Source organism: Chryseobacterium geocarposphaerae, assembly GCF_002797535.1.
In the GTDB taxonomy this organism is placed as follows: Bacteria; Bacteroidota; Bacteroidia; order Flavobacteriales; family Weeksellaceae; genus Chryseobacterium; species Chryseobacterium geocarposphaerae.
Map to the genome: position 1 here is coordinate 454367 of NZ_PGFD01000002.1, position 26590 is coordinate 480956.

Consider the following 26590-nt stretch of genomic DNA (forward strand, 5'->3'; position numbering starts at 1 on the left):
ACTATGAAAAAAATTATAATTTCAACGTTCGCTATTTCCGCACTTCTTTTCACAACAAGCTGCGAAGATGATTTTGATACAGATGTAAAGGATATTCCTGTAACAGCCGGAGAAGCGAATTTCTCTAAATATGTTTCTTTGGGAAATTCATTAACATCAGGATATAGAGATAATGCTTTGTATATTGACGGACAAAATGAATCTTACCCTTCCATGATTGCTCAACAAATGAAATTAGCCGGAGGTGGTGAATTCAAACAGCCTCTAATGGCCGATAATCTTGGAGGAATTCCCTCTGCTGGTATACCTAATAAAAAAATACTTGCAGTAGTTGCCGGCTCATTAGCACCAGTTGATGCTCCAGGTACCGGAACCACTACTTTAGCCAATATATATAGCGCTGGACCATATCAGAATATGGGCGTGCCTGGAGCTAAAGTTGCACATTTATTGGCACCGGGATATGGAAATCCGGCAGGACTACCTGCAACAGCGAATCCTTATTTTGTTAGATTTGCATCTTCCTCTTCCACTTCAGTTGTTGCTGATGCTTTAGCCCAAAATCCAACCTTTTTATCATTGTGGATTGGAAATAATGATGTTTTAGGGTATGCAACCAGCGGAGGTGACGGAAGCAATCCTATAACACCTGTAGACGGAAGTGTTGGAGTAGGCTTTAACTCTACTTATACTGCATTAGTAAATACATTATTCCCAAATGGAACTACAAGAAAGGGGATCGTAGCCAATATTCCAAATGTAACTTCAATTCCGTTTTTTACCCGAGTTCCATACAATCCAATCCCACCAGAAAGATTTAATACAGCACCGACTGGAAGCCCATCTAATCAAAATGCAAATATAGATGCCCTTAATACACAGGTTTTTGGGCCATTAAAACAAATTTTAACAGCATTAGGACAAGGAAGCAGAATCCAGTTATTATCAAAAACTCAAGGTAATCTTGTTCTATTAAAAGACGAGTCTTTAACAAACTTATCGGCACAAATAACTACAGCATTGGTATCTGCAGGAGTTCCCGTCCAACAAGCCGGTCTAATGGGACAATTATATGGCCAGGCAAGACATAGTACTGATCAAGACTTAATCCCCCTTACTACAAGCTCTGTTTTAGGAACTACTCCAAGTTCTCCATTAGCCATTGCGCCTTTTGATAAATATGGGACTACTTATCCTTTAGAAGATAAGCACGTATTAAGAGGTAAGTTTAACGGTGTGAATGGAGAAGTTGAAGAAGTTTTAACAGCTACTGCAGCATTTAACGCCACTATAAAAAGTGTGGCAGATTCCAAAAACTTAGCATTTGTTGACATGAATGCAAAAATGATAGAATTAAATTCTAAATCTGGAATCGTCTGGAACGGTGTTAGATATACTGCAACCTTTGTAACGGGAGGAACCTTCTCATTAGACGGAGTTCACCTTACAGGTAGAGGATACGCCGTTGTTGCAAATGAATTCATCAAAGCTATTAATGCGAAATATAAATCTACTCTTCCACAGGTAGATCCTAACAAATATTCGGGGGTAAAATTCCCATAATAATTGGTAAAATAAAAACTTAGAAACCACAGGAGCAAATCTTGTGGTTTTTTTTTAAATTTGCAAAATCTTTAAAAAGTAAAAATGGCCGATCAGTTAAGTTATCTATTTTGTACAAGGACAAGCAAGGACTTGGCAGAAAAAATTGCCCAACATTATGGGCAGGAATTAGGAAAAATCAACTTTCAGGAGTTCAGCGACGGAGAATTCGAACCTGTTTTGGACGAATCCGTAAGAGGAGGAAGAGTTTTCTTAATCGGATCTACATTCCCTCCAGCAGACAATCTTTTAGAACTTCTTTTGATGATTGATGCCGCGAAAAGAGCCTCTGCCAAAAGCATTACAGTAGTACTTCCTTACTTCGGGCTTGCAAGACAAGACAGAAAAGACAAACCAAGAGCTCCTATCGGTGCCAAATTGGTTGCCAATCTTTTAACCGCTGCAGGAGCAACGAGAGTAATGACAATGGATCTTCATGCAGATCAGATTCAAGGGTTCTTCGAAATTCCGGTAGATCACTTATATGCTTCTACAATTTTCGTAGATTATATCAGAGACCTGAATTTAGAAAATCTTACGATTGCTTCTCCGGATATGGGAGGTGCAAAAAGAGCTAAAAACTACGCCGGACATTTAGGTGCTGAAGTAGTAATTGCTTACAAAGAAAGAAAGAAGGCAAATGTTGTAGAAGAAATGTTCCTTATCGGAGATGTAGAGGGTAAAAACGTTATCCTTATCGACGATATGATCGATACTGCAGGAACACTTTGCAAAGCTGCAGATATCCTTATCGAAAAAGGAGCAAAATCAGTAAGAGCAATGGCAACTCACGGAGTACTTTCAGGAAAGGCTTACGAGAATATTGAAAACTCAAAATTGTTGGAAGTTATTGTAACTGACTCAATTCCTGTAAAAAATAATTTGTCATCCAAAATAAAAGTGCTATCTTGCGCCCCATTATTTGCAGACGTTATGAAGATGGTTCACGAGCACCAATCTATCAGCAGTAAGTTTGTTATTTAATTAACAATCAGACATTTGCAAATTAAAAAAAGAAACAATTTTTTAAATTTTTATAAATGAAATCTATTACAATTCAAGGTACAAAAAGAGAAAGCGTGGGCAAAAAGTCTACAAAAGCTTTACGTGATGCTGAATTAGTTCCTTGTGTTGTTTATGGAGGAACAGCTCCTTTAAACTTCTCTGCTGAAGAGAAAGCTTTCAAAGGTTTAGTTTACACTCCTGAAGCACACACGGTATCTATTGAAGTTGACGGACAGGTAATCCCTGCAGTTCTTCAGGATATTCAGTTCCACCCAATTACTGACAGAATTCTTCACGCTGACTTTTACCAATTAGCTGATGACAAGCCGGTAATTATGGAAGTTCCGGTAAGAATTACTGGTCGTTCAAAAGGTGTTGTAGCTGGTGGTGTTCTACGTCAGTCTTTCAGAAAACTGAAAGTAAAAGCGATCCCTGCAAACTTACCTGATGAGGTAGTTGTAGATGTTACTCCTTTAAGAATCGGTAACAAAATCTATGTAGGAGGTCTTAAGCCTGAAGGATATTCTTTCATGCACCCTGACAACGCAGTTGTTGTAGCTGTTAAGATGTCTAGAAATGCAATGAAAGGTGGTGCAGCAGCTATGGATGATGAAGATGAAGAAGAAGTTGTAGCAGAAGAAGGAGCAGCTCCGGCAGCAGAAGAAACTGCAGCAGAATAAGAATTCCTTATTACGCAAAATATAAAACCTGTCTTTATGACAGGTTTTTTTATTTTATATTACCATTTAATCACTTCTCCAAGAACGATTATCTTTTTTATCTGAGCGCTTTTTTCCCTTTTCAATATTATAGGCAAAACCAATACCCAGAGTTTGCTTTAGCTGTGTTTTTTGAATCTGATTATGATCATACAGCAAATCCAATGTGATATTTGCAGAAATATATTTGTTAATTTTCATACCCAGCACACCGTTATAAGAAAGGACAAGCCTTGTCGGATGATCCAGATAGTTGGAAAAGACAGATCCTGTGCTTACCAAATTAACATTCTCCATGACTTTCAATTTGTAAATCGCCGAACCTAAGAAACCAAACTGAAACAAACACGAATCACCATCATTTTTTAAACCATAAGTACCCGCATACTGAAGATCAGGATCTAAAACGAAGGTCCATCTGGCATTGGTAGGACGAAGTGTTACGGTAAGATCATCATTGGGTCTGTACGTAATACCTGCCCCTAGGTTTACATATCCCGGAGCCATAAAACTTGAAATTTTGGCAGCCGACGGATTATTCCCGTCCTCATACCCAGAAGCAAATTGAGTCTGCAAACTTGCTCCTCCCGAAAAATACCAGTGTTCTGCAAATCCTTTTCCAAAATTGGTAGAAATATTCACGACATCCTGTGTTTTTCTTGTTCCTATTCCTTTTGTGTTATTTTGTCCGAATCCTAAAATAATAATATTCTCCCATAGTACTTTATCTTTTTCATAGGTAATATTATAATTTGCTCCGGCTAACCAGCCTACATTATTGGCTCCTCCGCCTACCCAGTTTGAAAAAGCAGCCTGATTCAGCATTAATGTATTCTGCCCTTGAACCGACCATACTTTTACCGTATCCAAAACCGGTAATTCTTCTTCCTTTACATCTTTTATTTCCTGTGCTGAAATTAAAGCTCCCATTAAAACAGAAATTCCGGACAAAACCTTTCTCATAATAAATACAACATTTCTATCTGCATTACAATAGCAAAAGAAATACCTTTATCCTCAGCACACTCTTCTACTTATTGATTTTTTTTAATAAATAAATGACAAAATTTTTATAAAATTAAAAAACCAGTCTCTTTTGTCAAAATAAAAGGAGATAAATAAAATTTTTCGACAAAATTTCCGAAATTTATTAATGGCTTTTTATTTGAGAGTCATTTAGTATGTTAAAGAATATCATCCACAAAAAAGCAATTATAAATCCCCTACTCATGCTATCCGCAATGTGGTTGGGCTTTCTTTTACAAACTATGGGCTTTTTTTCCAATTGTACCGGAGCCATCATTCCGCTTCTTCCGGAAGGACTTGTCGGAATTATAACCTCTCCTCTACTTCACGGAAATATTGATCATATCGTAGGAAACTCTATTCCTATTGCTATTTTAATGTTCCTGTTATATCAGTTTTATCCTTTAGTAGCTAACAAAGTATTTATTTTAGGTTGGGTTTCTACAGGCTTACTCCTCTGGATCTTACCTCCTATTGATATCTTAACCGGAGATTATATGTACACCTGTACAATCGGAGCCAGCGGCGTTGTTTATGTTTTAGCTTTTTTCCTGTTTTTCAGTGGTGTATTTAAGTGGAACATGAAATTACTAACCATTTCACTTCTTGTGGTTCTGTACTACGGAAGTTTAATTTGGGGAATGGTACCTGAAGAATTATTTTACAATCTTGAGGAGCCCAGTAAAATTTCGTGGCAGGCGCATCTTTCCGGTGCTATTGTAGGAGTGATACTTGCCTACACATTCAAACAAGTGGGTGACAAAAAAAAGAAATACATCTGGGAATTTCCTAATTATTACAACGAAAAAGATGATAAGCTTTGGCAGGAATATAAAGAAAACCATCCTGAAGATTTTTTAGATTTACCCTACAAAAAAAATGATGATATCTGGGAACATTTAGAAGAATTAAGAAAAAAATAGCTCATATTTCGTTACATTTGAATAAAATAACACACAAATGGATACGGAAGAAAATCTTTTTTCTATCGCCCTTAGAGAATGCTCTAATATCGGTGATATTAATTTTCAAAAACTGATCCGGGTTTTTGGCAGTGCAGAAAATGTATGGAAAGCTCCATCAAAAGAACTTCAGAAAATAACAGGAATCGGGAGAAAAACAATTTCAGACATTGGGAATATAAAACATCTTAAATTCGCTGAAAAAGAAATTTCCTTTTGCGAAAACAACAATATACAAATCAACCTCCGTCATCTTGATCAGCTTCCTTTTCTATTAAAAGAATGTGAAGATGCTCCTGCAATACTGTATCAAAAAGGAAAAATTAATCCTGCCCTGCATCCTGTAAGTATTGTGGGTACACGAAAAATAACTTCGTATGGAAAAAGCTTTATTGAGACTTTTTTTGAAGAATCCAGAAAACACAAGTTCATCTCTGTAAGCGGACTGGCATTAGGTACCGATAAAGAGGTTCATGCAGAATCCATCCGCCAAAAAATTCCTACTGTAGCAGTTCTTGCTCATGGCTTTCATACCTTATACCCTTCCAGCCATAGAAACCTTTCTGATAAAATCTTATCGGAAAATGGTGCTCTTTTTACCGAATTCAACTCATCAAGAAAACCAGACAGAGAAAATTTTATCCAGAGAAACCGCATTATTGCAGGAGTATCTCCTTCAACAATTGTTGTAGAAACCGCTTTTGGAGGAGGCTCTATTAGCACAGCGACTTTCGCCAACAATTATAACAGAGATGTTTTTGCTCTTCCCGGAAAAATTACTGACAAATTTAGTCAGGGATGTAATCATCTTATTTTCCAGAATAAAGCAACTGCCATATCTACCATTCAGGATCTGATCAATCAAATAGGCTTTAACTCTTCTAAAGAAAAAATAGAAGAATTATTTCCTAGCACAGAAACGACCATACAACTTTCTGAAAATCAAGAATTAATCTATAAAGCAATTACTTCTCATCCGCAAATTTCTTTGGATGATTTGGCTGATAAAATAAACCAGCCCAGTCATAAAATTTTGACAACTATTTTGGAGTTAGAGCTTTTAGGGAAGGTAAAATCACTTTCCGGGAGACAATTTGTACCGCTTTAAGATTTAATGATTTCTTAATATTGCATTATTTCAGACATAACATTTAATTTTTAATAAAATTTAAACAAGAATTATCATTTTAATAATATTTCGACACATTATTATTAAATTTTTAACAATCTTTAATCAAGGTATTGTGAATCTTGAAAAAAAAATTAAATTTGTTGGCAATAATATTCAACCTTAATATATGGAACAATATAATATTGACCAGAAAATCCAAGAGTTTATTGCTAAGATTGAAGCAAAAAACCCTAATGAACCAGAATTTTTACAAGCTGTAAAAGAAGTCGCTGTAACTGTAATTCCGTTTATTATGACCAAAAAGGAATATACAGGGATGAAGTTGCTAGAGAGAATGGCTGAAGCTGAGAGAATAATCATTTTCAGAGTTCCATGGGTTGATGACAAAGGTGAAATTCAGGTAAACAGAGGTTTCAGAATTCAAATGAACTCTGCGATTGGACCATATAAAGGAGGAATCCGTTTTCACCCGACTGTAAACCTTTCCGTTCTTAAATTCTTAGCTTTTGAGCAGGTATTTAAAAACTCTTTAACTACTCTTCCAATGGGTGGTGGTAAAGGAGGTTCAGACTTCGATCCGCAAGGGAAATCTGATATGGAGGTAATGCGTTTTTGCCAGGCTTTCATGACGGAAATGTGCAAGCATATCGGCCCTGAAACAGATGTTCCTGCAGGAGACATCGGTGTTGGAGCCAGAGAAATCGGATATTTATTCGGACAGTATAAAAAAATCAGAAACGAATTTACAGGAGTTCTTACAGGAAAGGGTCTTGCTTACGGGGGGTCACTGATCCGTCCTGAAGCTACAGGATATGGTGTTGTTTACTTCGCAGAGCAAATGCTTAAAACGATCGGGCAGGATTTCAAAAATAAAATCGTAACGGTTTCAGGTTTCGGAAACGTAGCTTGGGGAGTTATCAAAAAAGTATCTGAACTAGGAGGAAAAGTGGTAACGATTTCCGGACCGGACGGATATATCTATGATAAAGACGGTATCGACGGAGAAAAAATCGATTACTTATTAGAATTAAGATCTTCAGGAAACAACAGAGCTGAAGATTACGCTAAAAAATACCCATCTGCAGAATTCCATGCCGGAAAACGTCCTTGGGAAGTGAAGTGTGATGTTGCTATCCCTTCTGCCACTCAGAACGAACTGGATCTGGAAGATGCTAAAGTATTGGTAGGAAACGGTTGCGTTTGTGTAACTGAAGCAGCTAATATGCCTTCAACTTTGGATGCTATTAACTATTTCTTAGACAACAAAGTATTGTTCTCTCCAGGAAAAGCTTCTAATGCTGGTGGTGTTGCGACTTCTGGTCTTGAAATGACTCAAAACTCAATCCGTCTAAACTGGACATCTGAGGAGGTAGATGCAAGACTGAAAGAAATCATGATTGGAATCCACAAAGCATGTAGAGACTACGGAAAAGAGGAAGATGGCTATGTAAACTACGTAAAAGGTGCCAATATCGCCGGATTCGTGAAAGTTGCAGAGGCAATGTTAGCTCAAGGAGTGGTATAAAAAATATAAAGGTTGGGAATATTCCCGGCCTTTTTTGATATAACCTGTTCCCGGGATTATAAATGGGAAAAAAGTAAAAAGTGAAAGGAGAAAGCGTTGAATTAATCAACGCTTTTTTATTTATGCCTTTATATTTTTCATCATACTTTCTACAAATTCGTAGGCTGCAGGACAAATAATGGTATTTTTCAGCATCAGATTATTGATCTGGTAGATCTTTTTACGATCTGTATGAGGATATTCTCTACATGCTTTTGGCCTCACCTCATAAATAGAACAGGTATTATCATCATTCAGAAAAAAGCAGGGAAGATTCTGTAGCACTTTATCATTATCCTCATCCACACGCAAAAATTTAGCCTCAAAGTCGGCGGTTTTCATCCGGAGATGTTTAGCAATACGTTCAATATCCTTTTCAGTATACAAAGGCCCGGTTGTTTTGCAGCAGTTCGCACATTGCAAACAGTCTATTTTTTCAAAAACTTCATCATGGGTATCCTGAACAATATAATCAAGATTTTTAGGCGGCTTTTTCTTTAATCCGTCTAAGAATTTTTTATGTTCTTTCTGCTTTTGTATTGCCTGTTTTTTATAAAAATCCAAATTCATTATTGTTGTACTTCTATTGCAGAAGGAAGCTCTGTTTTTTGATATTCATTTATTTTATCCAGATCAAGAATCGTTGACAGGTTATCTTTACTTGGAGAATACATCGGAACAAATTTAGCTCCGAAAATGATTTCCTCCGAAACATAAGAAGTCCTTTGCACTACCGTATTGGAAAAAACTTCATCAAAAGCTCTTACCTGAATAATGATCTCAATGTCCGTATTTTTAAAGTCTTCTTCCGTAAAACCATAAAATGGCGAGTTTTCATCAATTTTATGGACAATAGTCCAGTTCAATGCCAATGTATTGATCTTACTCAACTGGATCTCCAACCTGTAAAAATTACTTTTGGGAACGCCATTTTCAATAACTTCAATTGCCGTTGAGACAATTACATCCGCATCCGATAGAGCATTATTCTTGTAAGGAGCAAGCCTGAACATCAAAGCGGTCGTATCCTGAAAAGGGGCAATAACGGCATTGTCTGAAAATCTTAAATATGCCCTAGGTCTTGAAAACCTCCCATAAAACAAACCTGTTGCAATGGCAAAGGTAAGCAACCCTAAAAAAGCTTCAAAAGTAGCTACTAAACTTGCCATAAAGCCTACCGGAGCAATTCTTCCATATCCAACAGTAGTAAAAGTCTGAGAACTGAAAAAAAACACATCAATAAATTCGTTTAGCGGATCACTTTTGTCAATTCCTGTAAGGTGCTCTACTCCAATCAGATAATAAATGAATGCAAAACAAAGATTTACAACAACATAAGCAATCACCAAATAAGACAAGAAACGGAACGATGACAGATTCAGCATAGTGTGATACCAGCTGAGCTTATTAAAAACATTCACTCCTCTTCTTTTGACGTTGGGAAAACCGTCTTTGTTAATGAACCTTCCGGAAGCATTGCTTCCAAAGCCACTGTTTTCCGTATTTTTCTGGCGAATTTTTTGCCTGAATCCTCTTGCCATTGTTTAAATTTAATTTTGTTTACTGATAGCTGTGTTAAAAACCCTCTTCAATTTTGCAAAGATAAAATATTGTTTTCATGAAATTTATCAACTCCCCCAATGAATTTTTCAATTGATTTTAAACTAAATTTGACTTATGAAAAAATTGGAAACCCGAAAAGACATTGAACAGCTTGTCAATTCCTTTTATGCGAAAGTGATTAAAGATGAGAAGATTGCATCATTTTTCACAGACATCGCAAAAGTGGATTGGGATAAGCATCTTCCTAAAATGTATTCGTTCTGGGAATCTATACTTTTCGGTCAGATGACCTATAAAGGGAATCCGATGGGAGCACACTTTCCCATCAACGAGATCAAAGCTATGGAACAGGAACATTTTGACCAATGGCTTAGCTTATGGACACAGACTGTTGAAGAAAACTTTGCGGGAGAAAATGCCGATTTAGCAATTTATAAGGCACAAAACATTGCTAAGCTGATGGCTTTTAAAATGGAACTTGCAAGAAGACTTTAATAAAATTAAGGCACTATTACCGTAAAAATATAAGCCGCAAGGTTTACCAGCAAAACTGTTCCGTAGAGAATATTGGTTTTTCCCCTGCTTAAGGAAAGCATTACAATAAATACCGACAGGGAAAGCAGAATGATATCTTTTTTATCTAATCCTAACACCAAAGGAATATCATACATAATGCAAACTACTGAAACTGCAGGAATCGTTAATCCAATACTTGCCAATGCAGAACCTAAAGCAAGGTTTAAACTTGACTGAATCTGATTACTTTTTGCAGCCCTGATTGCAGCAACCCCTTCAGGAAGCAAAACAACAGCAGCTATAATAACTCCTACCAAAGATTTAGGAGCTCCTAAACTCTGCACCATATTTTCAATGGATGAAGATAAACCTTTTGCCATCATCACCACAATAGCCAAACAGATCACAAGAAAAACAAAGCTAATCAAAGTCTTAGTCAGCGAAGGAATATAATGTTCTTCAGGATGTTCTTCGGGAATGATAAAATAACTCCTGTGCCTTACGGTTTGTACCATTAAAAAAACTCCATAAATAACGAGGCAGGCAACAGAAACAAAAGTAAGCTGGGCATTGTTATAAAAAGGACCATTAACACTTGAAGTAAAATTAGGCAACACCAAGGTAAGCACAAGAATGGAAACAATACTTACAAGATATGTTGTGGCCGAAGTCCTGGCAAAAAACTGTTCATAGTACTTCACTCCTCCAACTAATATACAAATTCCTAAAATTCCATTCAGAATAAGCATTACCGCAGCAAAAACAGTGTCTCTTGCCAAGGTAATAGCCTGATCTCCTCCAGCAACCATTAATGAGATTATTAAAGCCACTTCAATGATGGTGATACAAAGTGCTAAGATAATGGTTCCAAAAGGCTCTCCAACTTTGTGAGCTACCACTTCCGCATGATGTACCGCTGAAAGAACAGCACCAATCAATAAAATCCCCCCAATTGCATCATAAAGAGCTCCTTGCCCCAGCAATCCGGAAAAATAATATCCGACTGCCAGAATGGGGAAAATATAGGTATAATGTAATAGTTCTTTTAGTTTCATAAGTGTCTACAAATTACAAAAAAACAGCAGATTTTGAAATACCGGAATGAAAATATAATAGAGTTTTAATGACACCAGCAATGAAAGTCCTGAAAATCGGTCAGCATATGAAGCAGAAGCCCAATGCCAATAATTCTTATATTTCCTTTAAAAAACAGCATCAGAAAATATACTGCAATCGCATAATAGGAATGCAAAAAATGAAAGCCTATACTGCCTCTGTTCGGATCGAAAATAGGATCTGCAAACAGATGGTCGAGATCCACCAGCATCGTAGCCAGGAAAATCAGATATACCTTCTTCCAGTTTTCCCGATAGAAAACAAAAGCAATAATCCCCGGAAAAATCAGGTGCAAAAAATAATGGGTTAACGTTTTCCAAAAGAAGCAATCCATCAGATTCTGCCTTTTAAATAATCTTGCCTCACATCTTCATCCAATTTTTCAATTGCATACCGGAGACAAGTTCGGGGCATTTCTCTGTAATATTGATCCAGGTAATTAAGCAGTTCCTGTTCATTTTTCTGTCCCATTTCTCTCAATAACCAGCCATTTGCTTTATGCATCAGGTCATGGGGATGTTTTAAATTCAGTGTTACAAATTCTTTTGTAAGCTCATAAGCTCCTTTTTTCACATAATGCATCGTTCCTACCACCGCAATTCTTTTGTGCCACATTTCTTCGGAAACAGCTAGTTTTCTTAATAAATCTTCCTGCTGATTTTCAAACGCATATCTACCGAGAATTTTATAACAGCTTGAATCTACAAGATCCCAATTGTTGACATATTTCAAATGGCTTAAGTAAAACTCAATGATTTCCTCTTTTACCGCTTTATCTTTCGTTTTTTCAAATTTAGAAATCAGCATAAACAAAGCTGTCAGGCGATGCTCATGATATTTTGATGAAAGCAGGGTACTTAGATCCTCTAGTGAAATTTTAGTATAATATTCTTTAGCCACAGATCTCTGATCCGGAACTTTCACTCCTAAAAACAGATCTCCTTCACCATACTCTCCTTTTCCGGTTTTAAAGAACTTTGGAAAAAATTCAACTTTTTCCGGAATGGATAAAACAGCTAGGGCTTCTTCTATTTCTTTTAGCATATTACTCACTTATTTGCAATATATTAATGAGACTCATCTAAAGCAATACTTTCCTGTTCTTTCTCTTCAGACTCTATCTTTTTCGGATTAGCCACTTTTGCAATCGTAAGTCCCTGAACAATAATAGAGAAAACAACGACACAATAAGTGATACTTAAAATAATTTCGCTGTATTCACTTTTGGGAATAGACATCGCCAAAGCAATAGAAACTCCACCGCGAATTCCGCCCCAAACCAATACTTTTACCGTTTGAGGATTGAACCGGGTTCTTAAAGACATAAATTTCGTAGGTCCCCAAATGGAAATAAATCTTGCGATCAGAACAACGATAATAGCCACCAATCCAGGAATCATAAAGTGTTTCAGGTCTTTGATCATTAAAAGCTCGAACCCGATAAATAAGAACAATACCGCGTTCAATATCTCATCAATAAGTTCCCAGAACTTGATCAGATAATCCTGCGTTATGGACTTCATTTTAAATTTCACATTAAAATTCCCCATGAATAATCCTGCAGCGACCATTGTTAAAGGCCCTGAAATATGCATTTGTCTGGCAATAAGATATCCTCCCATTACGACAGAAAGCGTCACCAAAACGGAAATAATATAATCATCAACTTCCCTCATTAATCTGGATGTTACCCAACCCAGCAAAACACCTAAGAGCAATCCACCTCCGGCTTCTTTCATCAATAAAAGTCCAATATTTTCAATCCCTAAATCCACTTCTTTTCCAACCGCCAACTGCAATACAACGGTAAAAACCACAACCGCCATACCATCATTAAAAAGGGATTCTCCCGCAACTTTAGTTTCTAAGGATTTGGAAACATTCGCCTGTTTTAATACACTTAACACTGCTACAGGATCGGTAGGAGAAATCAATGCTCCAAAAACGAGGCAATAGATAAACGGCATCTGCAATCCTACCAAAGGCAGCAGATAAAACATTCCGAAACCAACAATAAATGTTGAAATCACCACTCCTGCCGTAGAAAATATCACAACAGGCCGCAACTGTTCTTTCAGATCATTTATATTAATATGGATTCCTCCTGCAAAAAGAAGGAAATTAAGCATTGCTCCCATCAGAACTTCTGTGAAGTCAATGCTGTTCATAAGATTATTAAGATGTCCGAATGTTCTCGGAAGAAAATTTTCTCCGAAAAATACCAGTATTATAGACACCACAATGGCAATCACCATGATCCCAATTGTACTTGGGAGTTTAAGAAATCTGTAATTAAGATATGCAAATATTGATGCTAAAACGATTAAAGCTGAAAATGAATAATATAACTCCACTAAGCTGTTTTTTAAAATTTTATGTTAATTTCTCAAATAGAGAACTTTGGTATACATTTTATTGTTTTCTTTCTCCCAGATATCCAGCATTCCGCCTTTCACCTCTTTTGAGCTTCTTGTATAATCCATCCCGATATTCATCATGTTCAAAAGAATATATTCATCGCCGACAGAATTGACGTTGTAGGCCGTTTTTTCTGTTTTCCCGTCTCCGGAATTCCTTATTGCATCTGCCAATAATCTGAACTGGCTTAAATGATAAACAAAATTGTTCACATCCTGTTTTGAATCATAAGAACGCAGCAGGATCAGAAGCACATCCAGATTGGTGGGGTCTTTGTAATAAAGCACTTTTCCTAAGCTGACACTGTTCTCCCAATCTTTATTTTTAAAGGCTTCAGCAAGACTTTTAAAGCTTTCATCTTCCGTCGAGATAATATCTCTAAAATTTCTTCCATAATAAAGATGTTGTGCTTCTATGGAATCTATAGATTTTGGGAGTCCCTTAAATTTAAAAATAAGTTTCTCGTAATTATATGGAGACCTAGGATCATTACTGTTTTTCTCAATATTCTTAAAATCAATCTTGAATTTCTGACTAAAACCAGAAACTGAAAAGAGAAAGCAATAAAGGAGAAAAATATATTTCATTAAGGCTGGTTTTCTTCCTCATCATTATCAAAATATTCAAAAAGGAAATCGTTGTAAGGGAATCTTGAGATATGAATTTTCATCACCTCATCGTAGATCATCTTTTTCATTTCCGGGAAGTTTTCCTTCGTTAAAGCCGAAATAAATACCGTAGGATATTTTGATTTTGCCATCCATGTATTTTTCCATTCATCCAGAGAGATATTCTTTTTGGTTGACGGAGTAAGATCATCTTCATCTTTTTTCTCATAGCTGAAATCATCAATTTTATTGAAAACCATGATCATCGGTTTCTGATGCGCATTGATCTCCATTAAAGTCTGATTTACAGATTCTATATGATCTTCAAAGCTTTCGTGAGAAATATCCACGACATGAATCAGCAGATCCGCTTCTCTTACCTCATCCAATGTTGATTTGAATGATTCTACAAGCTGAGTCGGTAATTTTCTGATAAATCCTACTGTATCTGTTAACAAAAACGGCAAATTCCCGATCACCACTTTTCTTACTGTAGTATCAAGAGTTGCAAACAATTTATTTTCAGCAAAAACCTCAGACTTTGACAAGGCATTCATCAAAGTAGATTTTCCGACATTGGTATAGCCTACCAAAGCCGCACGCACAACCTTTCCGCGATTGTTTCGCTGGGTCGCCATTTGCTTGTCGATCGTTTTCAACTTATCTTTTAATAAGGTAATCCTGTCACGAATGATACGTCTGTCGGTTTCGATTTCCGTTTCCCCGGGTCCTCTCATTCCGATCCCCCCTTTCTGACGTTCCAAGTGAGTCCACATTCTGGTCAGTCGAGGCAAAAGATATTGATATTGTGCAAGTTCCACCTGAGTTCTCGCATAGGAAGTTTGTGCTCTCTGAGCAAAAATATCGAGAATAAGGTTGGTTCTGTCTAAAATTTTGACCTCAATTTCTCTTTCCAGGTTTTTAAGCTGTGAGGGAGATAATTCATCATCGAAGATTACCGTTCCTATTCCATTTTCTTTTACGTATTCTTTTATTTCCTGGGCCTTTCCACTTCCAATGAAGGTTTTAGAATCAGGTTGTGTTAATTTTTGAGTAAAGCGTCTGTCTACCGTTCCTCCTGCAGTATAGGCCAAAAACTCCAGCTCATCCATGTATTCCTGTAGTTTTTCTTCATCCTGATGCTGAGTTATCACCCCTACCAAAACTGCTTTTTCGTAATTATGTTCTTTCTTTTCTAACATTAAGTTCTATCTATGTTTATGAGATTTACAAGTTACCATTTTTTAAGAAAAAAAACAAAATGAATCTTCGAATCCTCACTCTTTCACGTACATGTAAAACAAGGATAGTATTGATTTATAGAAAATTACTATCTTTACACTATGATTTTCTGTTCTTACCACAGAATGTGAAATCTATAAAAACTAACACCAAGTATCATGATTACCAATATTAAATGTATGATTATTGATGATAATGAACTGGACAGGCTGTTTCTGTTTCATCATCTGAAACAATATGAAAATATTGAAATTGTAGTCTCTTTTAATTCGGCAGAAAAAGCCATTCCCTATCTTGAGCTCCCTATCGATGTTCTTATCATTGAAGCCAACCTTAAAGGAATGAACGGGCTGGAATTCAGAAAGCTTGCCCACAAAATACCGGCCTGCATTTTCATCAGTTCAAACTCGGAACTTGCCATTGATGCTTTTGAGCTGGACACCTTAGATTTTATCTCCAAACCTCTGAAAACGGAACGCTTTCATTATTCAATACAGAAACTTTTTGATTTTATTAAAATGAAGGAAAAATGTGAATGCTTTGATGCTTTAGTAGGAGAAAACAGCATTAAAATAAAAGAAGGCAGCAATATTTATCAGGTGAATATTACAGACATTCTTTATCTGGAAGCCTTAAAAGATTACACCCGAATTGTCACTTCGGAAAAAAAACACTGCATTCTGGATTCTCTCGGAAATCTGTTACATAAAACCACTTTTGATTCTTTCATCAGAATTCACAGAAGCTTCGCCGTTCCCCGTCATTTAATCCGAAGCAAAAATGCGCATGAAGTGGAACTTACCCATCAGATAAAGCTACCTATTGGCAGGTCTTACAAAGAAAATCTTGCTTTTTTCCATCCTTAGCTTAATTTCCATTTCACTTTTTGTCGTTGGTCGATTATTCTTGTCGTTGGTCGATTTTTTAAATATCCGGTTTTGATATATGGTAATTTAGTCTTCCCAAAAATTTGTTCAGTTTTTGGACAAAATCATTTATTCAATAACCACAAAAACTAATGTATATGGAAAGAACATCTATTCAATGCTTCTTTTTCATACTTCTTCTTGTTCCCATTTTTCTGCTAAAAGCACAATCGGCAGTTTTGGCTACAGGAGCAGATGCAACAGGAGGCAACGGCTCGGTTTCCTATAGTGTGGGACAAATCGATTATCTCATCAAGGGAAGCAATCGGGAAATTTCTGAAGGCGTACAACAGGCTTATGAAATCACCTCACTTTCAACAAATGAAACCCCATCAACCGAAAAAGACATTTTACTTTATCCCAATCCATTCAAAGATTATCTGTACCTAGATTTTACAACAAACAATTTCAAAGGTGCAGAATACCAGATTTTTGATGCTCAAGGAAAATTGATCAAAACCGAGAAAATTATTCAGTCTAAATCTGAATTTAATTTTTCTTTTCTCCCTTCTGCAATGTATATCATCAGAATTAATCAAAACGGAGAAAATATAAGAACATTCAAAATCATAAAAAAATAACACCATGAAAAAAATATTATTTCTGCTTGGAATTGTGTTAGGTTTTCATATAGCCTTTGCACAAGTTCCGGAAAAAATGAGCTACCAAGCCATCATTCGAAATGCTACCGGACAGGTTTTACCCAACCAGAGCATCGCCATTAAGGCGAGTATTTTACAAGGTTCTCCTGCGGGAGCTGCCGTTTACTCCGAAAGACTTACCGGAAACACCAACACAAACGGACTGATTACCTTAGAAATAGGATCCGGAACTGTACTTACAGGAACTTTCAATACCATAAACTGGTCAACAGGGAGTTATTATTTAAAAACAGAAACCGATTTAGCAGGTGGAACAAATTACACGATCATAGGAACAAGCCAATTATTAAGCGTTCCATATGCCATGTTTGCAAAATCAGCAGGAGCTGTGAGTGGCGGAAGCTTTGTAATTCCCTATGTGAATACGTTTAATAATGCAGGAAACCTATTCTCAATTACCAATGATGGTGATGGAACCTCAATAGAAGGTGTTAACAATACAACGACTTCAAATATTGCAGCCATAAGAGGTATTGTAAGCAACATAGCTCCCGGAGGATTTTCTTCAGGTATCCGTGGAATCAACAATGGTACAGGAGGATTAGGAGTCGGAGTTTATGGAAGCCAGGCAGGAAGCGGATGGGGTGTTTACGGGGTGACTCCTAACGGATTAGGAGTCTACGGAAATTCAAGCGCCAATGGGTATGGTGTTTATGCCAACAGTAATACAGGAACGGGGCTAAACGCAACCAGCAATACGGGTATTCCGGCCAATTTTTCAATTTACAACAATGCCAACAACAATAATGTAATCGTAGCCAACTCCGTAGGAAACGGAACAGTTGTGAACGTCAGTACGACAGGAAGTGGAGCTGGAGTGAGAAGCTCTACAGGAGCAGGATTCGCCGTTCACGGCCTTACTTCTACCCTAACTTCCGCAGGCGTTGTCGGAGATAACAATGGTGGTGGCGAAGCCGTGGTAGGTAGAACAACAAGTGATATTGCGGGAGCGGTAGTAGGGAGAAATGACGGCGGAGGTTATGGCGTACGAGGTTTTGTCGCCACTAATACTTCAGGTACAGGAATCGGAGTTTACGGACAAGTTGGATTAAGTAACAGCACAGGACGTGCAGGACGTTTTGAAAATTTAAATGCAACCAATACCATTAATAATACCTTTGAAGTAGAAACAAATGGCAATGGGAATATTCCTGACAACACCCAAGGAAACGCAGCTTCTTTTTTAGTAAACAATACCAATAGCGTCGGAGCAGCAGTAAGAGGTGAAGTTAAAACCATTTTCGGGAATTTTGGAGCTGCCGGAATTTTTGGTAAATCTTCCGGAACTGGAGGTTTTGCCGGGTTATTTCACGCTTCCAATACTTCAGGGAACGGACCAGCTTTGGTTGCCATTACTGACGGTAACGGAAATGCCATTACTGCTAACGCCAGCAAAGGAGGAAACGGTGTGGAAACCAATATTGACGGATCCGGAAATGCTCTTTACGCCTGGGTTCCAAGTTTTGCTACCGGACGAGCAGGAAAATTCAATATTTTCAACGATGCCAATACCAGTGATGTAATTACCGTTACCACTGTTGGAAACGGGATTGCCGGAAACTTTAAGGTTGACAAAACCACAGGAACATCTCCTGCTGTAAGAGGCGAAGTGAATTCAATGTTTGCCAATTTCGGAACAGCAGGTATATACGGGGTTTCCTCAGGAACAGGAGGTTATGCAGGATTATTCCATGCCAGTAACCCTGCCGGAAACGGCCCTGCTTTGATTGCAATTGCTGATGGAAACGGAAACGGAATTACCGCCAATGCATCTAATGGAGGTGATGGTGTAGAAGCTACGGCAGACGGAACAGGAAGTGCAATCTTTGCATGGATTCCTAATTTTGGTACAGGCCGTGCTGCAAGATTTGTCAACTACAATACAGCGAATACAAACCCAGCGCTTACTGTAGAAACCCATAGCGCAGGCTCAATCGCTATATTCAGATCCGGAAATCCGGGATCTGTAAATGTTGCCAGAATCGGGAATGACGGACGAGGTTTTTTTAACGGAGGAACTCAAAACAGTGGCGCCGACGTTGCCGAGGTATTTGATGTGGCAGGAAGCTCTTCTGAGTATGAACCCGGTGATATTTTAGTTATTTCCACAAATTCTGACAGAACAGTAGAAAAATCTTCCAAACCTTATTCAAGTCTCGTGGCGGGAGTTTACGCTACAAAACCGGGAGTACTTTTAACCGAAGAAAATATAGATGCAGATCTGTTCGGAAAAGTACCCATGGGAGTAATTGGAGTAATCCCTACAAAAGTATGCCTTGAAGGAGGAAAAATTAAAAGAGGAGATCTTTTGGTAACTTCATCAAAATCCGGAGTAGCGATGAAAGCCAATCTTAAAAAAGTGAGAATAGGACAGGTTCTTGGCAAAGCACTTCAGGATTATGACCAAAACGGCATCGGAAAAATCAAAGTATTGGTAAACATTAAATAAAACGATCATGAAATCATTATATATCATCTCTTTTTTAGCGTTAAGTATAAACATTTACGCTCAGCAAGAAAAAACTGTTTCGGAAGTACAGGAAGCTCCCTACTACAAAGAGTCCAAAGAACTTGAAGCCAAAATGATGAAAGAGGCTCAGGAAAAAGCTCTTCAAAAGCCTTCGTCAGTAACACTTACATCTGAACAGGGACTGGAAGTAAAAAAGCAGCCTGCTAAACAGGAAACTGCAAACAACTCCGGAAAACTCCTGCCCAATACAGCCAGTTTTGAAGAAATATTAGCAACTATTCCCGGACGACAAGCCCGAAAAACAAATATTCCCAAGAACACAAATAACAATATAAAAGGATTGGTAAGCAGCCCAGATTTAACTTTAGAAGACATCAAAAAGACCATTCCTAAAAACTAATGCCCAATAGATTTTTCAGCAATAAGAAGAAAGCCCGTCAATAGATGGACTTTCTTTTTTATATGGTTTCATTAATCCCAATCTGCTGCTACAAATTTCATGATATTTCCTTTACCATCAGATAATGTCAGAAAATGTCCTTCCACTTTATATTTTGTCATGGTCTCAAATTTTTTCTGAAATTCGTTTTCCAGCTCCATATTCTGACAAGCTTTCATTGTGGAAAGTAATCCTTTAATGTTTACATTTCCATTATTTTTAAACTCAGAATAGAATGATATATTATTACATCCCATAAATGCCGTGGCACGGATTCTTCCTTTTTCCAGTTTTCCGGTCAAATCAATTTTAGCTTTGTAGTTAACCAAATCAGCTTTAGTAAAATGCCCAAAAGAAACCAACATCCATTCTCTCTGAATCTGATAATTTCGAGTGTTCATCTGTGTATTTTCCTTAGTTACAGAAGAACAATTCAACAATATCCCTAAAAATAAAACAGGTAAAACCGAAAATAATATTTTTTTCATAGAAAGCCTCCTCCCATTTTCATACCAATCCGGGACAGAATATCGTAAAAATTAGTAAATTAGCGACACAAAAATTATTTTATAAAATGAAAAGAATACTTCTACTATTCACTTTCTTATTGAGTTTTGCTCAAATGAGGGCCGATGAAGGGATGTGGCTCTTAATGCTCATCAAAAGACTTAATGGTGTTGACATGCAAAAAGAAGGTTTGCATTTGACTCCTGAAGAAATTTATTCCGTTAATAATTCCAGTTTAAAAGACGCTGTCGTAAGTTTTGGTGGTTTCTGTACAGGAGAAATTGTTTCTGATAAGGGTCTTATTTTTACGAATCACCATTGTGGTTATGGAGCCGTTGCCGCTGCTTCTACTCCGGAAAAAGACTATTTAAAAAATGGTTTCTGGGCGATGAAACAGAAAGACGAGTTTAATGCAAAAGATCTATATGTTAGATTTTTGGTTAGAATGGATGATGCTACGCAAAGAATCAATTCTAAGCTTAACAATAAAATGACCGGAGCAGAGAGAAAAGCTGTTATTGATGCTGAGACAAAGGCAATTCAGACGGAAAACTCTGAGAACGGAAAATACACTGTAGTAGTAAGAGATTTCTTCAACGGAAATGAATTCTATTATTTCGTATACCAAGATTATAAAGATATCAGATTAGTAGGCGCACCACCTTCATCATTAGGAAAATTTGGTGGAGATACTGATAACTGGGAATGGCCAAGACATACTGCTGACTTCACTGTTTTCAGGGTATATGCAGACGCTGCAGGAAACCCTGCTGAATTCTCTCCAAACAACGTTCCTTTGAAGCCTAAGCATTTCTTACCGGTTTCTCTTAAAGGTGTTAAGCCTGGTGATTTTTCTATGATTTTAGGGTATCCTGGAAGAACCAACCGTTATTTAACATCTTACGGAATCCAGCAAATGGTAAATAAAGATTATCCGGCTTGGGTAGAAGCTTCTAAATTAGCAATGGATGTTATGAAGAAGTACATGGATAAAGATAAAGCAACCCAGCTAAACTACGCTTCTCAATATGCTTCTGTAGCCAACTACTGGAAAAACAGACAAGGAACTATAGATGCCGTTGACAAAAACGGAACAATCTCTGATAAACAAAATATCGAGAAAACATACAGAGTATGGTCTATGCAGGCTGGAAACGAAGAGTATGACGGAGTTTTAGAGGATATAGACGCTTATTACAAGCAAGTTTCCGACAGAAATGTTGAAAGAAACTATGCAACGCAACTTACAAGAAATGCAAAATACATCAGCTTAGCTTTACAGGTAGGAAGTGTACTTAAAGCATATGCTGCTCAGGATATGGCAGGAAGGCTTGCTATGAAAGCAAAAACAGAAGCTGCTCTCAAAGCCGCTTATGAAAACTTCAACCCTTCTTTGGAAGGAGAAATGCTAAGCTCTATGGTAGCTCTTTACCAGGCAAGAGTAACGAATAAAAATGTTGCTTCTGCAACACTTTTAGGATTGGATGCCAAAAACCTTTCTAACGTAGCTTATTCTTCTATTTTTGCTAATAAAACATCAGCAACCAACTTCTTATTGAATCCTGATGCTTTAAAACTTGATGCTGATCAACTTTGGAAAATTGCAAACGGTGTTGTAGCAGACCAAAAGCTGGTAACAGAAAGCTATTCTAAAGTAGATGAGAATTTTGCGAAAAACAATCGTTTATTCTTAGCTGGTCTTATGAAAGCTATGCCAGGAAAAAAATTCTATCCGGATGCTAACTCTACCATGAGATTAACTTATGGAACAGTAGATAAATTACCAATCAGAACAGACAGAAACTATTTCGGAATAACCGATAACTACTATACTGATATGACAGGTTTAGTAGGGAAATACAAAAAAGGAGATGAAGAGTTTGATCTTCCTCAAAGAGTGATCGATCTTTACAACCTAAAAGATTTCGGACAATATGCAGATGCTAAAGGATATATGCCGGTAAACTTCCTTTCAAACAATGATATTACGGGTGGTAACTCTGGTTCCCCTGTAATTGACGGAGACGGAAACCTTATTGGTATTGCTTTTGACGGAAACAGCGAAGCATTAAGCGGCGATATCGTTTTTGAACCGGAATGGCAAAAAACGATCAACGTAGACGTTCGTTTTGTTCTTTGGACAATTGATAAATATGCCGGAGCAAGAAGACTTATTGACGAATTAAAGCTTGTAAGAGACGAAAATACACCTGCAGATACAAAAACAAAAAACTCAGGAACAACGACTCTTCCTACAAAAACTAAGAAAAAATAATCTTTTTTGATTATAATTTATAAACCGTGAAATATTCATTTCACGGTTTTTTTATTTTTGAATTAAAATTTAGACAATTTTAAATGAAAAATCAGTCTGTACAATTTAATGCAATCATTCAACAAAACGGAGAAATGAATGCCGCTTTTGTAGAATTTCCTTTTTCGACAATAGAACTTTTTGATAAGAAAGGACAAGTAAAAATAAAAGCTCTTTTTGATGATAAGGTAGAATACCGTGGAAGTCTGGTAAAAATGAAATCAGACTGTCATATTTTAGGCTTAACACAAGAAATCAGAAAGCAGTTAAATAAAACATTTGGCGACAATGTATCCGTTTCTTTAATTGAGGATAAAGAAGAACGAACTGTTGAAATAGCTGATGATATTTCTTCGATTTTTAATGAAAACGAAGAAGCCAAAATTCTATTTGACAAAATGAGCTATACCCACAGAAAAGAATATATCCGCTGGATCGAAGAGGCTAAAAAACCCGAAACAAGGGAAAACAGGAAGATAAAAATGATTCAGATGATTCTAAATGGAAAGAAAGGAATATAATTAAATTCATCAAAAAAGTCCGGGGCAACTTCGTTGCCCCGGACTCAAATAAGTATTATGAAATAGAAATTCCAAGATAATTTAAATAAGAGTCCAGCAGGGATTTATCAAAAACCGGTTCTTCTATTCCGGATCCCTCCAGAAATTTAATAACATTCGAGCAATCCCAGATATAGGTATTCTGATAAAGCTCTACTGTTGACAAACCTTCATGCATATTATCTTTAAACAAGCTTGTAAGCGGATACAATCTATTTTTACTGTCATTTTCCCATTGTTTTCTCCAGTCTTTATAGGAAATTCCTTTCATCGTAAACGGATAATACTTTTTAATTAAACCAAAGAAATCTTCTAAAGTAAGATTCGTTTCCGGTCTTGCAATCAGGTTGAATTTTTTTCCTATAGCATCTTTATTCTTGGTAATATGGGCCATTGATTTTGTCATGTAATCAACAGTAATCAGTCCTTCTCTAAGCTCTGTCAGCATTGGATATGACTTAAATTCAATACAGTTTTTCACCAAGCCGGACCACCATTGATAAGGAGCACTTGCCCCTGTTTCACTGTGACACATAGCATAGCCAAGACGATACGTAATTAATGGTAAACCTTGTTTTGCCGCGAGGTCTGCAATAGCTTCCATTACATATTTACTTCTTACATATCCTATATCCTTACTTACCGAAATAATATTCTGTTCAATATCATCGCTTTCAAGCATCACTTTTTTTCCGGTAAAAATATGTCCCCAACTATATACAGAAATAGTCGATAATAAAGCCAGACATTTTGTTTTTTCTGCTCCTGCAAGACGGATGATTTCTCTTAACCCTTCCACATTTGGTGCTTTCATATAAGAGTAAGGTTCTATAAAATTCACAGAACTTCCGGAATGGTAGATAAGATCTAATGCTTCCGCCAATTCTTTGAACTTTTCATCAGAAAGACCTAATGAAGGCTTCGCCAGGTCTCCAATTACAGGGATAATCCTTGAGACCTGCTCCATTTTTCTTGAAATATGAAACTGCTGAAAACATTTATTAATTTTTTCCAAAGCATGGAATTCATCCTGCGCCCTTACCAAACAATAGATATCCGCTTCTGTAGTATCTAAAAGTTCCTGCAGTAAATGAATTCCGACAAATCCCGTTACTCCGGTCAGGAATATAGACTTTGGGTTTTCCAATTGCTTAGGATCAAAAGTACCTTCAAAAACTGTCCCCGGATTGAGATACACATCATTTTGAAGTTCTACATAAGGTTCTACATCTTCCACCGGAATAGCCTCTCTTTCTGCTTTTGCTCTTGCAATTAAAACATTAGCAAAATCCTGCAAAACAGGATGTTGATATACGTCCCGGATATATACTTTTAACCCTAACTTTTCCTCCAATGTCACTGCTGCAATCGCTACCAATAATGAGTTCCCGCCAATATCAAAGAAATTATCTGTAATATTGATTACCGGTCGCTCCAATTCTTCCGCCCAGATATCCGCAATGATTCTCTCCGTTTCATTGGTTGGAGGTTCGTGGGAAATAAGCTCTTTAGCCTCCTTATCTGCCAGTTCTTTTAAAAAATGAGTATCCGTTTTTCCATTTGCGGTTAATGGAATTTTATCAAGAAAAATAATCTGTGCAGGGATCATATAGCCCGGTAATTCTTCCTTCAATTGATTCCTGATGGATGGCATATCTTTTTGAGCCCCTTTATTTAATACTATAAAAGCGACAAGATATTTATTCCCTCCATGATTATCTTTTGTGATCACGCATGCATCTTTTACATCTTCTATTCCAATTAGAGCTCTTTCAATCTCTCCTAACTCAACACGGAAACCTCTAATTTTCACCTGATTATCTATTCTTCCTAAGAACTCAATATCTCCTTCCATAGACCATCTTGCCAAATCTCCCGTACGGTATATTTTTTCGGCCTCATTAAATGGGTTGGTAATAAATTTCGCATTCGTCAATTCCTCATTATTAAGATATCCTTTGGCTAGCAAATTTCCTCCAATGTATAATTCTCCGGTTGCCCCAATAGGTAATAACTCTAAATTCTCATTTAAAATATAAGCCTGAGCATTGGCAATCGGTTTCCCGATGGATGAAATATACTGCCCGTTCATATCTTTCACTTTTTTAAACGTTGCATACACCGTACATTCTGTAGGCCCATAATAATCGACAAGCTCATAATTCAGCTCAGAGGTTAAAACTGGCTTTAGTTTTTCTCCTGCAGTAAAAAGATATTTTAAATTTAAATCATTATAACTTTTTGTTTTTTCCACCACAGAAGGAGCAAGAACAGTCGGTACGAAACCATGCGTAATTTTATTTTTCCGATAATAATTTACCAAAGCCGAAGCTTCTGTACGTTCTTCATTGTCCGCTATAAAAATGGTAGCTCCGGAGGTAAGCGATGACCACATTTCCCATACAGAGATATCAAAAGCCAGCCCTGCAACAAGACTTAGCTTTGAAGTATGATCCACATGAAAATACTGATTATGCCATGTTACCAAATGCTGAATACTGCGATGAGAAACCATCACCCCTTTCGGATTCCCAGTAGAACCCGATGTATAAATCGTATAAGCCAAAGCTTCCTGATGAAGTGTATTATTTGTAGCATCTGTACCCCAGCCAGACAGATCATCCATTGTGTCAAAAACAAAAGTTTCTGTATTTATATCTTTAATTAGAAAATCTGCCAACGAGCTGTTGGTAATTATTAATGGAGCAGAAGTATCGGAAAGTATGAATTCCACCCGTTTTGCAGGATAAGCAGGATCAATCGGGACATAAGCCGCTCCGGTTTTGATGATTCCGAGTATTGCTACAATCCATTCCAGTGACCTGTCGAGCCAGACAGGAACATACATTCCTTCCTTGATTCCTTTGGTTAAAAGGGCATTCGCAATCTGGTTACTTCTTTCATCTAATTCTTGATAGCTAATCTGCTGATCCTGAAATACTCCCGCTACATATTCAGGGAAACGGCTTACCTGTTTTTGGAAAAGAGAAAGCAGTGTTTCTTCTTTTGGATAATCCCAGCCTGTTTGGTTGAAATCGTTTAAAAGTCTTTCTTTGTCTTCCTGTGATAAAGAAATTGCGACACCAGTTCCAAGTGTCTGTGTTGTTGAAAATGTGTTCATGTTTAACAGAATGATTTGGTTAAAATACTATGTCAAAAAGATCTGATAAAAAGTTTATCTGATGAATTAAGGGCGCAAGAAACCTGCACATTTATTCACAAATATGTTTTCATGGTAG

The 26590-nt window shown here is 37.0% G+C and carries 24 protein-coding genes; 13 read left to right on the forward strand and 11 right to left on the reverse strand.

Features of this window, described 5'->3' with window-relative positions; genetic code table 11:
* Positions 1-3 precede the first annotated feature (3 nt).
* The 3 genes from CLV73_RS13645 (at position 4) to CLV73_RS13655 (ending at position 3287) form a co-directional block, all read left to right on the forward strand.
* Positions 4-1563, forward strand: a complete 1560-nt coding sequence (locus tag CLV73_RS13645; RefSeq protein ID WP_100377433.1) for an SGNH/GDSL hydrolase family protein — start codon at positions 4-6, stop codon at positions 1561-1563.
* A gap of 84 nt (positions 1564-1647) precedes the next feature.
* Positions 1648-2586, forward strand: a complete 939-nt coding sequence (locus CLV73_RS13650) for a ribose-phosphate pyrophosphokinase (protein WP_100377434.1) — start codon at positions 1648-1650, stop codon at positions 2584-2586.
* A gap of 56 nt (positions 2587-2642) precedes the next feature.
* A complete protein-coding gene (locus tag CLV73_RS13655) occupies positions 2643-3287 on the forward strand; it encodes a 50S ribosomal protein L25/general stress protein Ctc (protein WP_100377435.1) in 645 nt (214 codons plus the stop codon).
* Positions 3288-3353: 66 nt separating this feature from the next.
* On the opposite strand, the gene CLV73_RS13660 is transcribed toward CLV73_RS13655, so the two are convergent.
* Entirely contained in the window at positions 3354-4289 is a 936-nt protein-coding gene (locus CLV73_RS13660) for a DUF3078 domain-containing protein (protein ID WP_100377436.1), read from the reverse strand.
* A 218-nt stretch (positions 4290-4507) separates the two neighbouring features.
* Between CLV73_RS13660 and CLV73_RS13665 the strand changes: the two genes are divergently transcribed.
* The 3 genes from CLV73_RS13665 to gdhA all read left to right on the forward strand — a co-directional run bounded on the left by CLV73_RS13665 (position 4508) and on the right by gdhA (position 7971).
* Positions 4508-5275: a rhomboid family intramembrane serine protease gene (locus CLV73_RS13665; RefSeq protein WP_100377437.1), complete on the forward strand. Its 768-nt coding sequence runs from the start codon at positions 4508-4510 to the stop codon at positions 5273-5275.
* 37 nt (positions 5276-5312) lie between these two features.
* The gene (dprA, locus tag CLV73_RS13670) at positions 5313-6422 is read left to right on the forward strand and encodes a DNA-processing protein DprA (RefSeq protein WP_100377438.1); all 1110 of its coding nucleotides are present in this window, start codon (positions 5313-5315) and stop codon (positions 6420-6422) included.
* A 190-nt stretch (positions 6423-6612) separates the two neighbouring features.
* Positions 6613-7971, forward strand: coding sequence for an NADP-specific glutamate dehydrogenase (gdhA, locus tag CLV73_RS13675; protein WP_100377439.1), 1359 nt, complete (start codon positions 6613-6615; stop codon positions 7969-7971).
* A gap of 120 nt (positions 7972-8091) precedes the next feature.
* On the opposite strand, the gene CLV73_RS13680 is transcribed toward gdhA, so the two are convergent.
* Both CLV73_RS13680 and CLV73_RS13685 read right to left on the reverse strand, forming a co-directional pair.
* Entirely contained in the window at positions 8092-8580 is a 489-nt protein-coding gene (locus CLV73_RS13680; protein WP_100377440.1) for a YkgJ family cysteine cluster protein, read from the reverse strand.
* Positions 8580-9551, reverse strand: a complete 972-nt coding sequence (locus CLV73_RS13685) for an ion channel (RefSeq protein WP_100377441.1) — start codon at positions 9549-9551, stop codon at positions 8580-8582. The genes CLV73_RS13680 and CLV73_RS13685 overlap by 1 nt, the downstream gene beginning before the upstream one ends.
* 136 nt (positions 9552-9687) lie before the next feature.
* Between CLV73_RS13685 and CLV73_RS13690 the strand changes: the two genes are divergently transcribed.
* Complete coding sequence (locus tag CLV73_RS13690) at positions 9688-10068, forward strand: group III truncated hemoglobin (protein ID WP_100377442.1); 381 nt, start codon at positions 9688-9690, stop codon at positions 10066-10068.
* A 5-nt stretch (positions 10069-10073) separates the two neighbouring features.
* Here the strand turns inward: CLV73_RS13690 and CLV73_RS13695 are convergent, their stop codons facing one another.
* The 6 genes from CLV73_RS13695 to hflX form a co-directional block, all read right to left on the reverse strand.
* Positions 10074-11144, reverse strand: coding sequence for a calcium:proton antiporter (locus CLV73_RS13695; RefSeq protein WP_100377443.1), 1071 nt, complete (start codon positions 11142-11144; stop codon positions 10074-10076).
* Positions 11145-11209: 65 nt separating this feature from the next.
* On the reverse strand, positions 11210-11539 hold the full coding sequence (locus tag CLV73_RS13700) for a DUF6122 family protein (protein ID WP_100377444.1): 330 nt from the start codon (positions 11537-11539) through the stop codon (positions 11210-11212).
* Positions 11539-12249: a DNA alkylation repair protein gene (locus CLV73_RS13705; RefSeq protein ID WP_100377445.1), complete on the reverse strand. Its 711-nt coding sequence runs from the start codon at positions 12247-12249 to the stop codon at positions 11539-11541. Before CLV73_RS13705 ends, CLV73_RS13700 begins: the two co-directional genes overlap by 1 nt.
* Before the next feature lie 23 nt (positions 12250-12272).
* Positions 12273-13559, reverse strand: a complete 1287-nt coding sequence (locus CLV73_RS13710) for a cation:proton antiporter (protein WP_100377446.1) — start codon at positions 13557-13559, stop codon at positions 12273-12275.
* A 24-nt stretch (positions 13560-13583) separates the two neighbouring features.
* Positions 13584-14210 carry a DUF4919 domain-containing protein gene (locus CLV73_RS13715; RefSeq protein ID WP_100377447.1) on the reverse strand — a complete coding sequence of 209 codons (627 nt, stop codon included), beginning with the start codon at positions 14208-14210 and terminating at the stop codon, positions 13584-13586.
* Positions 14210-15433 (reverse strand): GTPase HflX, encoded by a 1224-nt coding sequence (gene hflX, locus CLV73_RS13720; protein ID WP_100377448.1) that lies wholly within the window; start codon positions 15431-15433, stop codon positions 14210-14212. Before hflX ends, CLV73_RS13715 begins: the two co-directional genes overlap by 1 nt.
* A 198-nt stretch (positions 15434-15631) precedes the next feature.
* On the opposite strand from hflX, the gene CLV73_RS13725 reads away from it, so the two are divergent.
* The 4 genes from CLV73_RS13725 (at position 15632) to CLV73_RS13740 (ending at position 19931) form a co-directional block, all read left to right on the forward strand.
* Positions 15632-16339 carry a LytR/AlgR family response regulator transcription factor gene (locus CLV73_RS13725; protein ID WP_100377449.1) on the forward strand — a complete coding sequence of 236 codons (708 nt, stop codon included), beginning with the start codon at positions 15632-15634 and terminating at the stop codon, positions 16337-16339.
* Positions 16340-16497: 158 nt separating this feature from the next.
* A complete protein-coding gene (locus CLV73_RS13730) occupies positions 16498-16980 on the forward strand; it encodes a T9SS type A sorting domain-containing protein (RefSeq protein WP_100377867.1) in 483 nt (160 codons plus the stop codon).
* A gap of 4 nt (positions 16981-16984) precedes the next feature.
* On the forward strand, positions 16985-19510 hold the full coding sequence (locus CLV73_RS13735; protein WP_100377450.1) for a beta strand repeat-containing protein: 2526 nt from the start codon (positions 16985-16987) through the stop codon (positions 19508-19510).
* 7 nt (positions 19511-19517) lie between these two features.
* Positions 19518-19931 carry a hypothetical protein gene (locus CLV73_RS13740; protein ID WP_100377451.1) on the forward strand — a complete coding sequence of 138 codons (414 nt, stop codon included), beginning with the start codon at positions 19518-19520 and terminating at the stop codon, positions 19929-19931.
* Positions 19932-20002: 71 nt separating this feature from the next.
* Here the strand turns inward: CLV73_RS13740 and CLV73_RS13745 are convergent, their stop codons facing one another.
* Complete coding sequence (locus CLV73_RS13745; RefSeq protein ID WP_100377452.1) at positions 20003-20458, reverse strand: META domain-containing protein; 456 nt, start codon at positions 20456-20458, stop codon at positions 20003-20005.
* Positions 20459-20544: 86 nt separating this feature from the next.
* Here CLV73_RS13745 and CLV73_RS13750 point away from each other — a divergent pair, with 86 nt between their 5' ends.
* Positions 20545-22752: a S46 family peptidase gene (locus CLV73_RS13750; RefSeq protein WP_100377453.1), complete on the forward strand. Its 2208-nt coding sequence runs from the start codon at positions 20545-20547 to the stop codon at positions 22750-22752.
* Positions 22753-22835: 83 nt separating this feature from the next.
* Positions 22836-23312 (forward strand): YdeI/OmpD-associated family protein, encoded by a 477-nt coding sequence (locus tag CLV73_RS13755; protein ID WP_100377454.1) that lies wholly within the window; start codon positions 22836-22838, stop codon positions 23310-23312.
* A 55-nt stretch (positions 23313-23367) separates the two neighbouring features.
* Here CLV73_RS13755 and CLV73_RS13760 read toward each other — a convergent pair whose 3' ends face one another.
* The gene (locus CLV73_RS13760; protein WP_100377455.1) at positions 23368-26472 is read right to left on the reverse strand and encodes a non-ribosomal peptide synthetase family protein; all 3105 of its coding nucleotides are present in this window, start codon (positions 26470-26472) and stop codon (positions 23368-23370) included.
* Positions 26473-26590: the final 118 nt, after the last annotated feature.

Bases quoted from the DNA above. Each gene is read 5' to 3' on its own strand.
- CLV73_RS13645 (WP_100377433.1), top strand. From the start codon at position 4: ATGAAAAAAATTATAATTTCAACGTTCGCTATTTCCGCACTTCTTTTC.
- CLV73_RS13650 (WP_100377434.1), top strand. From the start codon at position 1,648: ATGGCCGATCAGTTAAGTTATCTATTTTGTACAAGGACAAGCAAGGAC.
- CLV73_RS13655 (WP_100377435.1), top strand. From the start codon at position 2,643: ATGAAATCTATTACAATTCAAGGTACAAAAAGAGAAAGCGTGGGCAAA.
- CLV73_RS13660 (WP_100377436.1), bottom strand. From the start codon at position 4,289: ATGAGAAAGGTTTTGTCCGGAATTTCTGTTTTAATGGGAGCTTTAATT.
- CLV73_RS13665 (WP_100377437.1), top strand. From the start codon at position 4,508: ATGTTAAAGAATATCATCCACAAAAAAGCAATTATAAATCCCCTACTC.
- dprA (WP_100377438.1), top strand. From the start codon at position 5,313: ATGGATACGGAAGAAAATCTTTTTTCTATCGCCCTTAGAGAATGCTCT.
- gdhA (WP_100377439.1), top strand. From the start codon at position 6,613: ATGGAACAATATAATATTGACCAGAAAATCCAAGAGTTTATTGCTAAG.
- CLV73_RS13680 (WP_100377440.1), bottom strand. From the start codon at position 8,580: ATGAATTTGGATTTTTATAAAAAACAGGCAATACAAAAGCAGAAAGAA.
- CLV73_RS13685 (WP_100377441.1), bottom strand. From the start codon at position 9,551: ATGGCAAGAGGATTCAGGCAAAAAATTCGCCAGAAAAATACGGAAAAC.
- CLV73_RS13690 (WP_100377442.1), top strand. From the start codon at position 9,688: ATGAAAAAATTGGAAACCCGAAAAGACATTGAACAGCTTGTCAATTCC.
- CLV73_RS13695 (WP_100377443.1), bottom strand. From the start codon at position 11,144: ATGAAACTAAAAGAACTATTACATTATACCTATATTTTCCCCATTCTG.
- CLV73_RS13700 (WP_100377444.1), bottom strand. From the start codon at position 11,539: ATGGATTGCTTCTTTTGGAAAACGTTAACCCATTATTTTTTGCACCTG.
- CLV73_RS13705 (WP_100377445.1), bottom strand. From the start codon at position 12,249: ATGCTAAAAGAAATAGAAGAAGCCCTAGCTGTTTTATCCATTCCGGAA.
- CLV73_RS13715 (WP_100377447.1), bottom strand. From the start codon at position 14,210: ATGAAATATATTTTTCTCCTTTATTGCTTTCTCTTTTCAGTTTCTGGT.
- hflX (WP_100377448.1), bottom strand. From the start codon at position 15,433: ATGTTAGAAAAGAAAGAACATAATTACGAAAAAGCAGTTTTGGTAGGG.
- CLV73_RS13725 (WP_100377449.1), top strand. From the start codon at position 15,632: ATGATTACCAATATTAAATGTATGATTATTGATGATAATGAACTGGAC.
- CLV73_RS13730 (WP_100377867.1), top strand. From the start codon at position 16,498: ATGGAAAGAACATCTATTCAATGCTTCTTTTTCATACTTCTTCTTGTT.
- CLV73_RS13735 (WP_100377450.1), top strand. From the start codon at position 16,985: ATGAAAAAAATATTATTTCTGCTTGGAATTGTGTTAGGTTTTCATATA.
- CLV73_RS13740 (WP_100377451.1), top strand. From the start codon at position 19,518: ATGAAATCATTATATATCATCTCTTTTTTAGCGTTAAGTATAAACATT.
- CLV73_RS13745 (WP_100377452.1), bottom strand. From the start codon at position 20,458: ATGAAAAAAATATTATTTTCGGTTTTACCTGTTTTATTTTTAGGGATA.
- CLV73_RS13750 (WP_100377453.1), top strand. From the start codon at position 20,545: ATGAAAAGAATACTTCTACTATTCACTTTCTTATTGAGTTTTGCTCAA.
- CLV73_RS13755 (WP_100377454.1), top strand. From the start codon at position 22,836: ATGAAAAATCAGTCTGTACAATTTAATGCAATCATTCAACAAAACGGA.
- CLV73_RS13760 (WP_100377455.1), bottom strand. From the start codon at position 26,472: ATGAACACATTTTCAACAACACAGACACTTGGAACTGGTGTCGCAATT.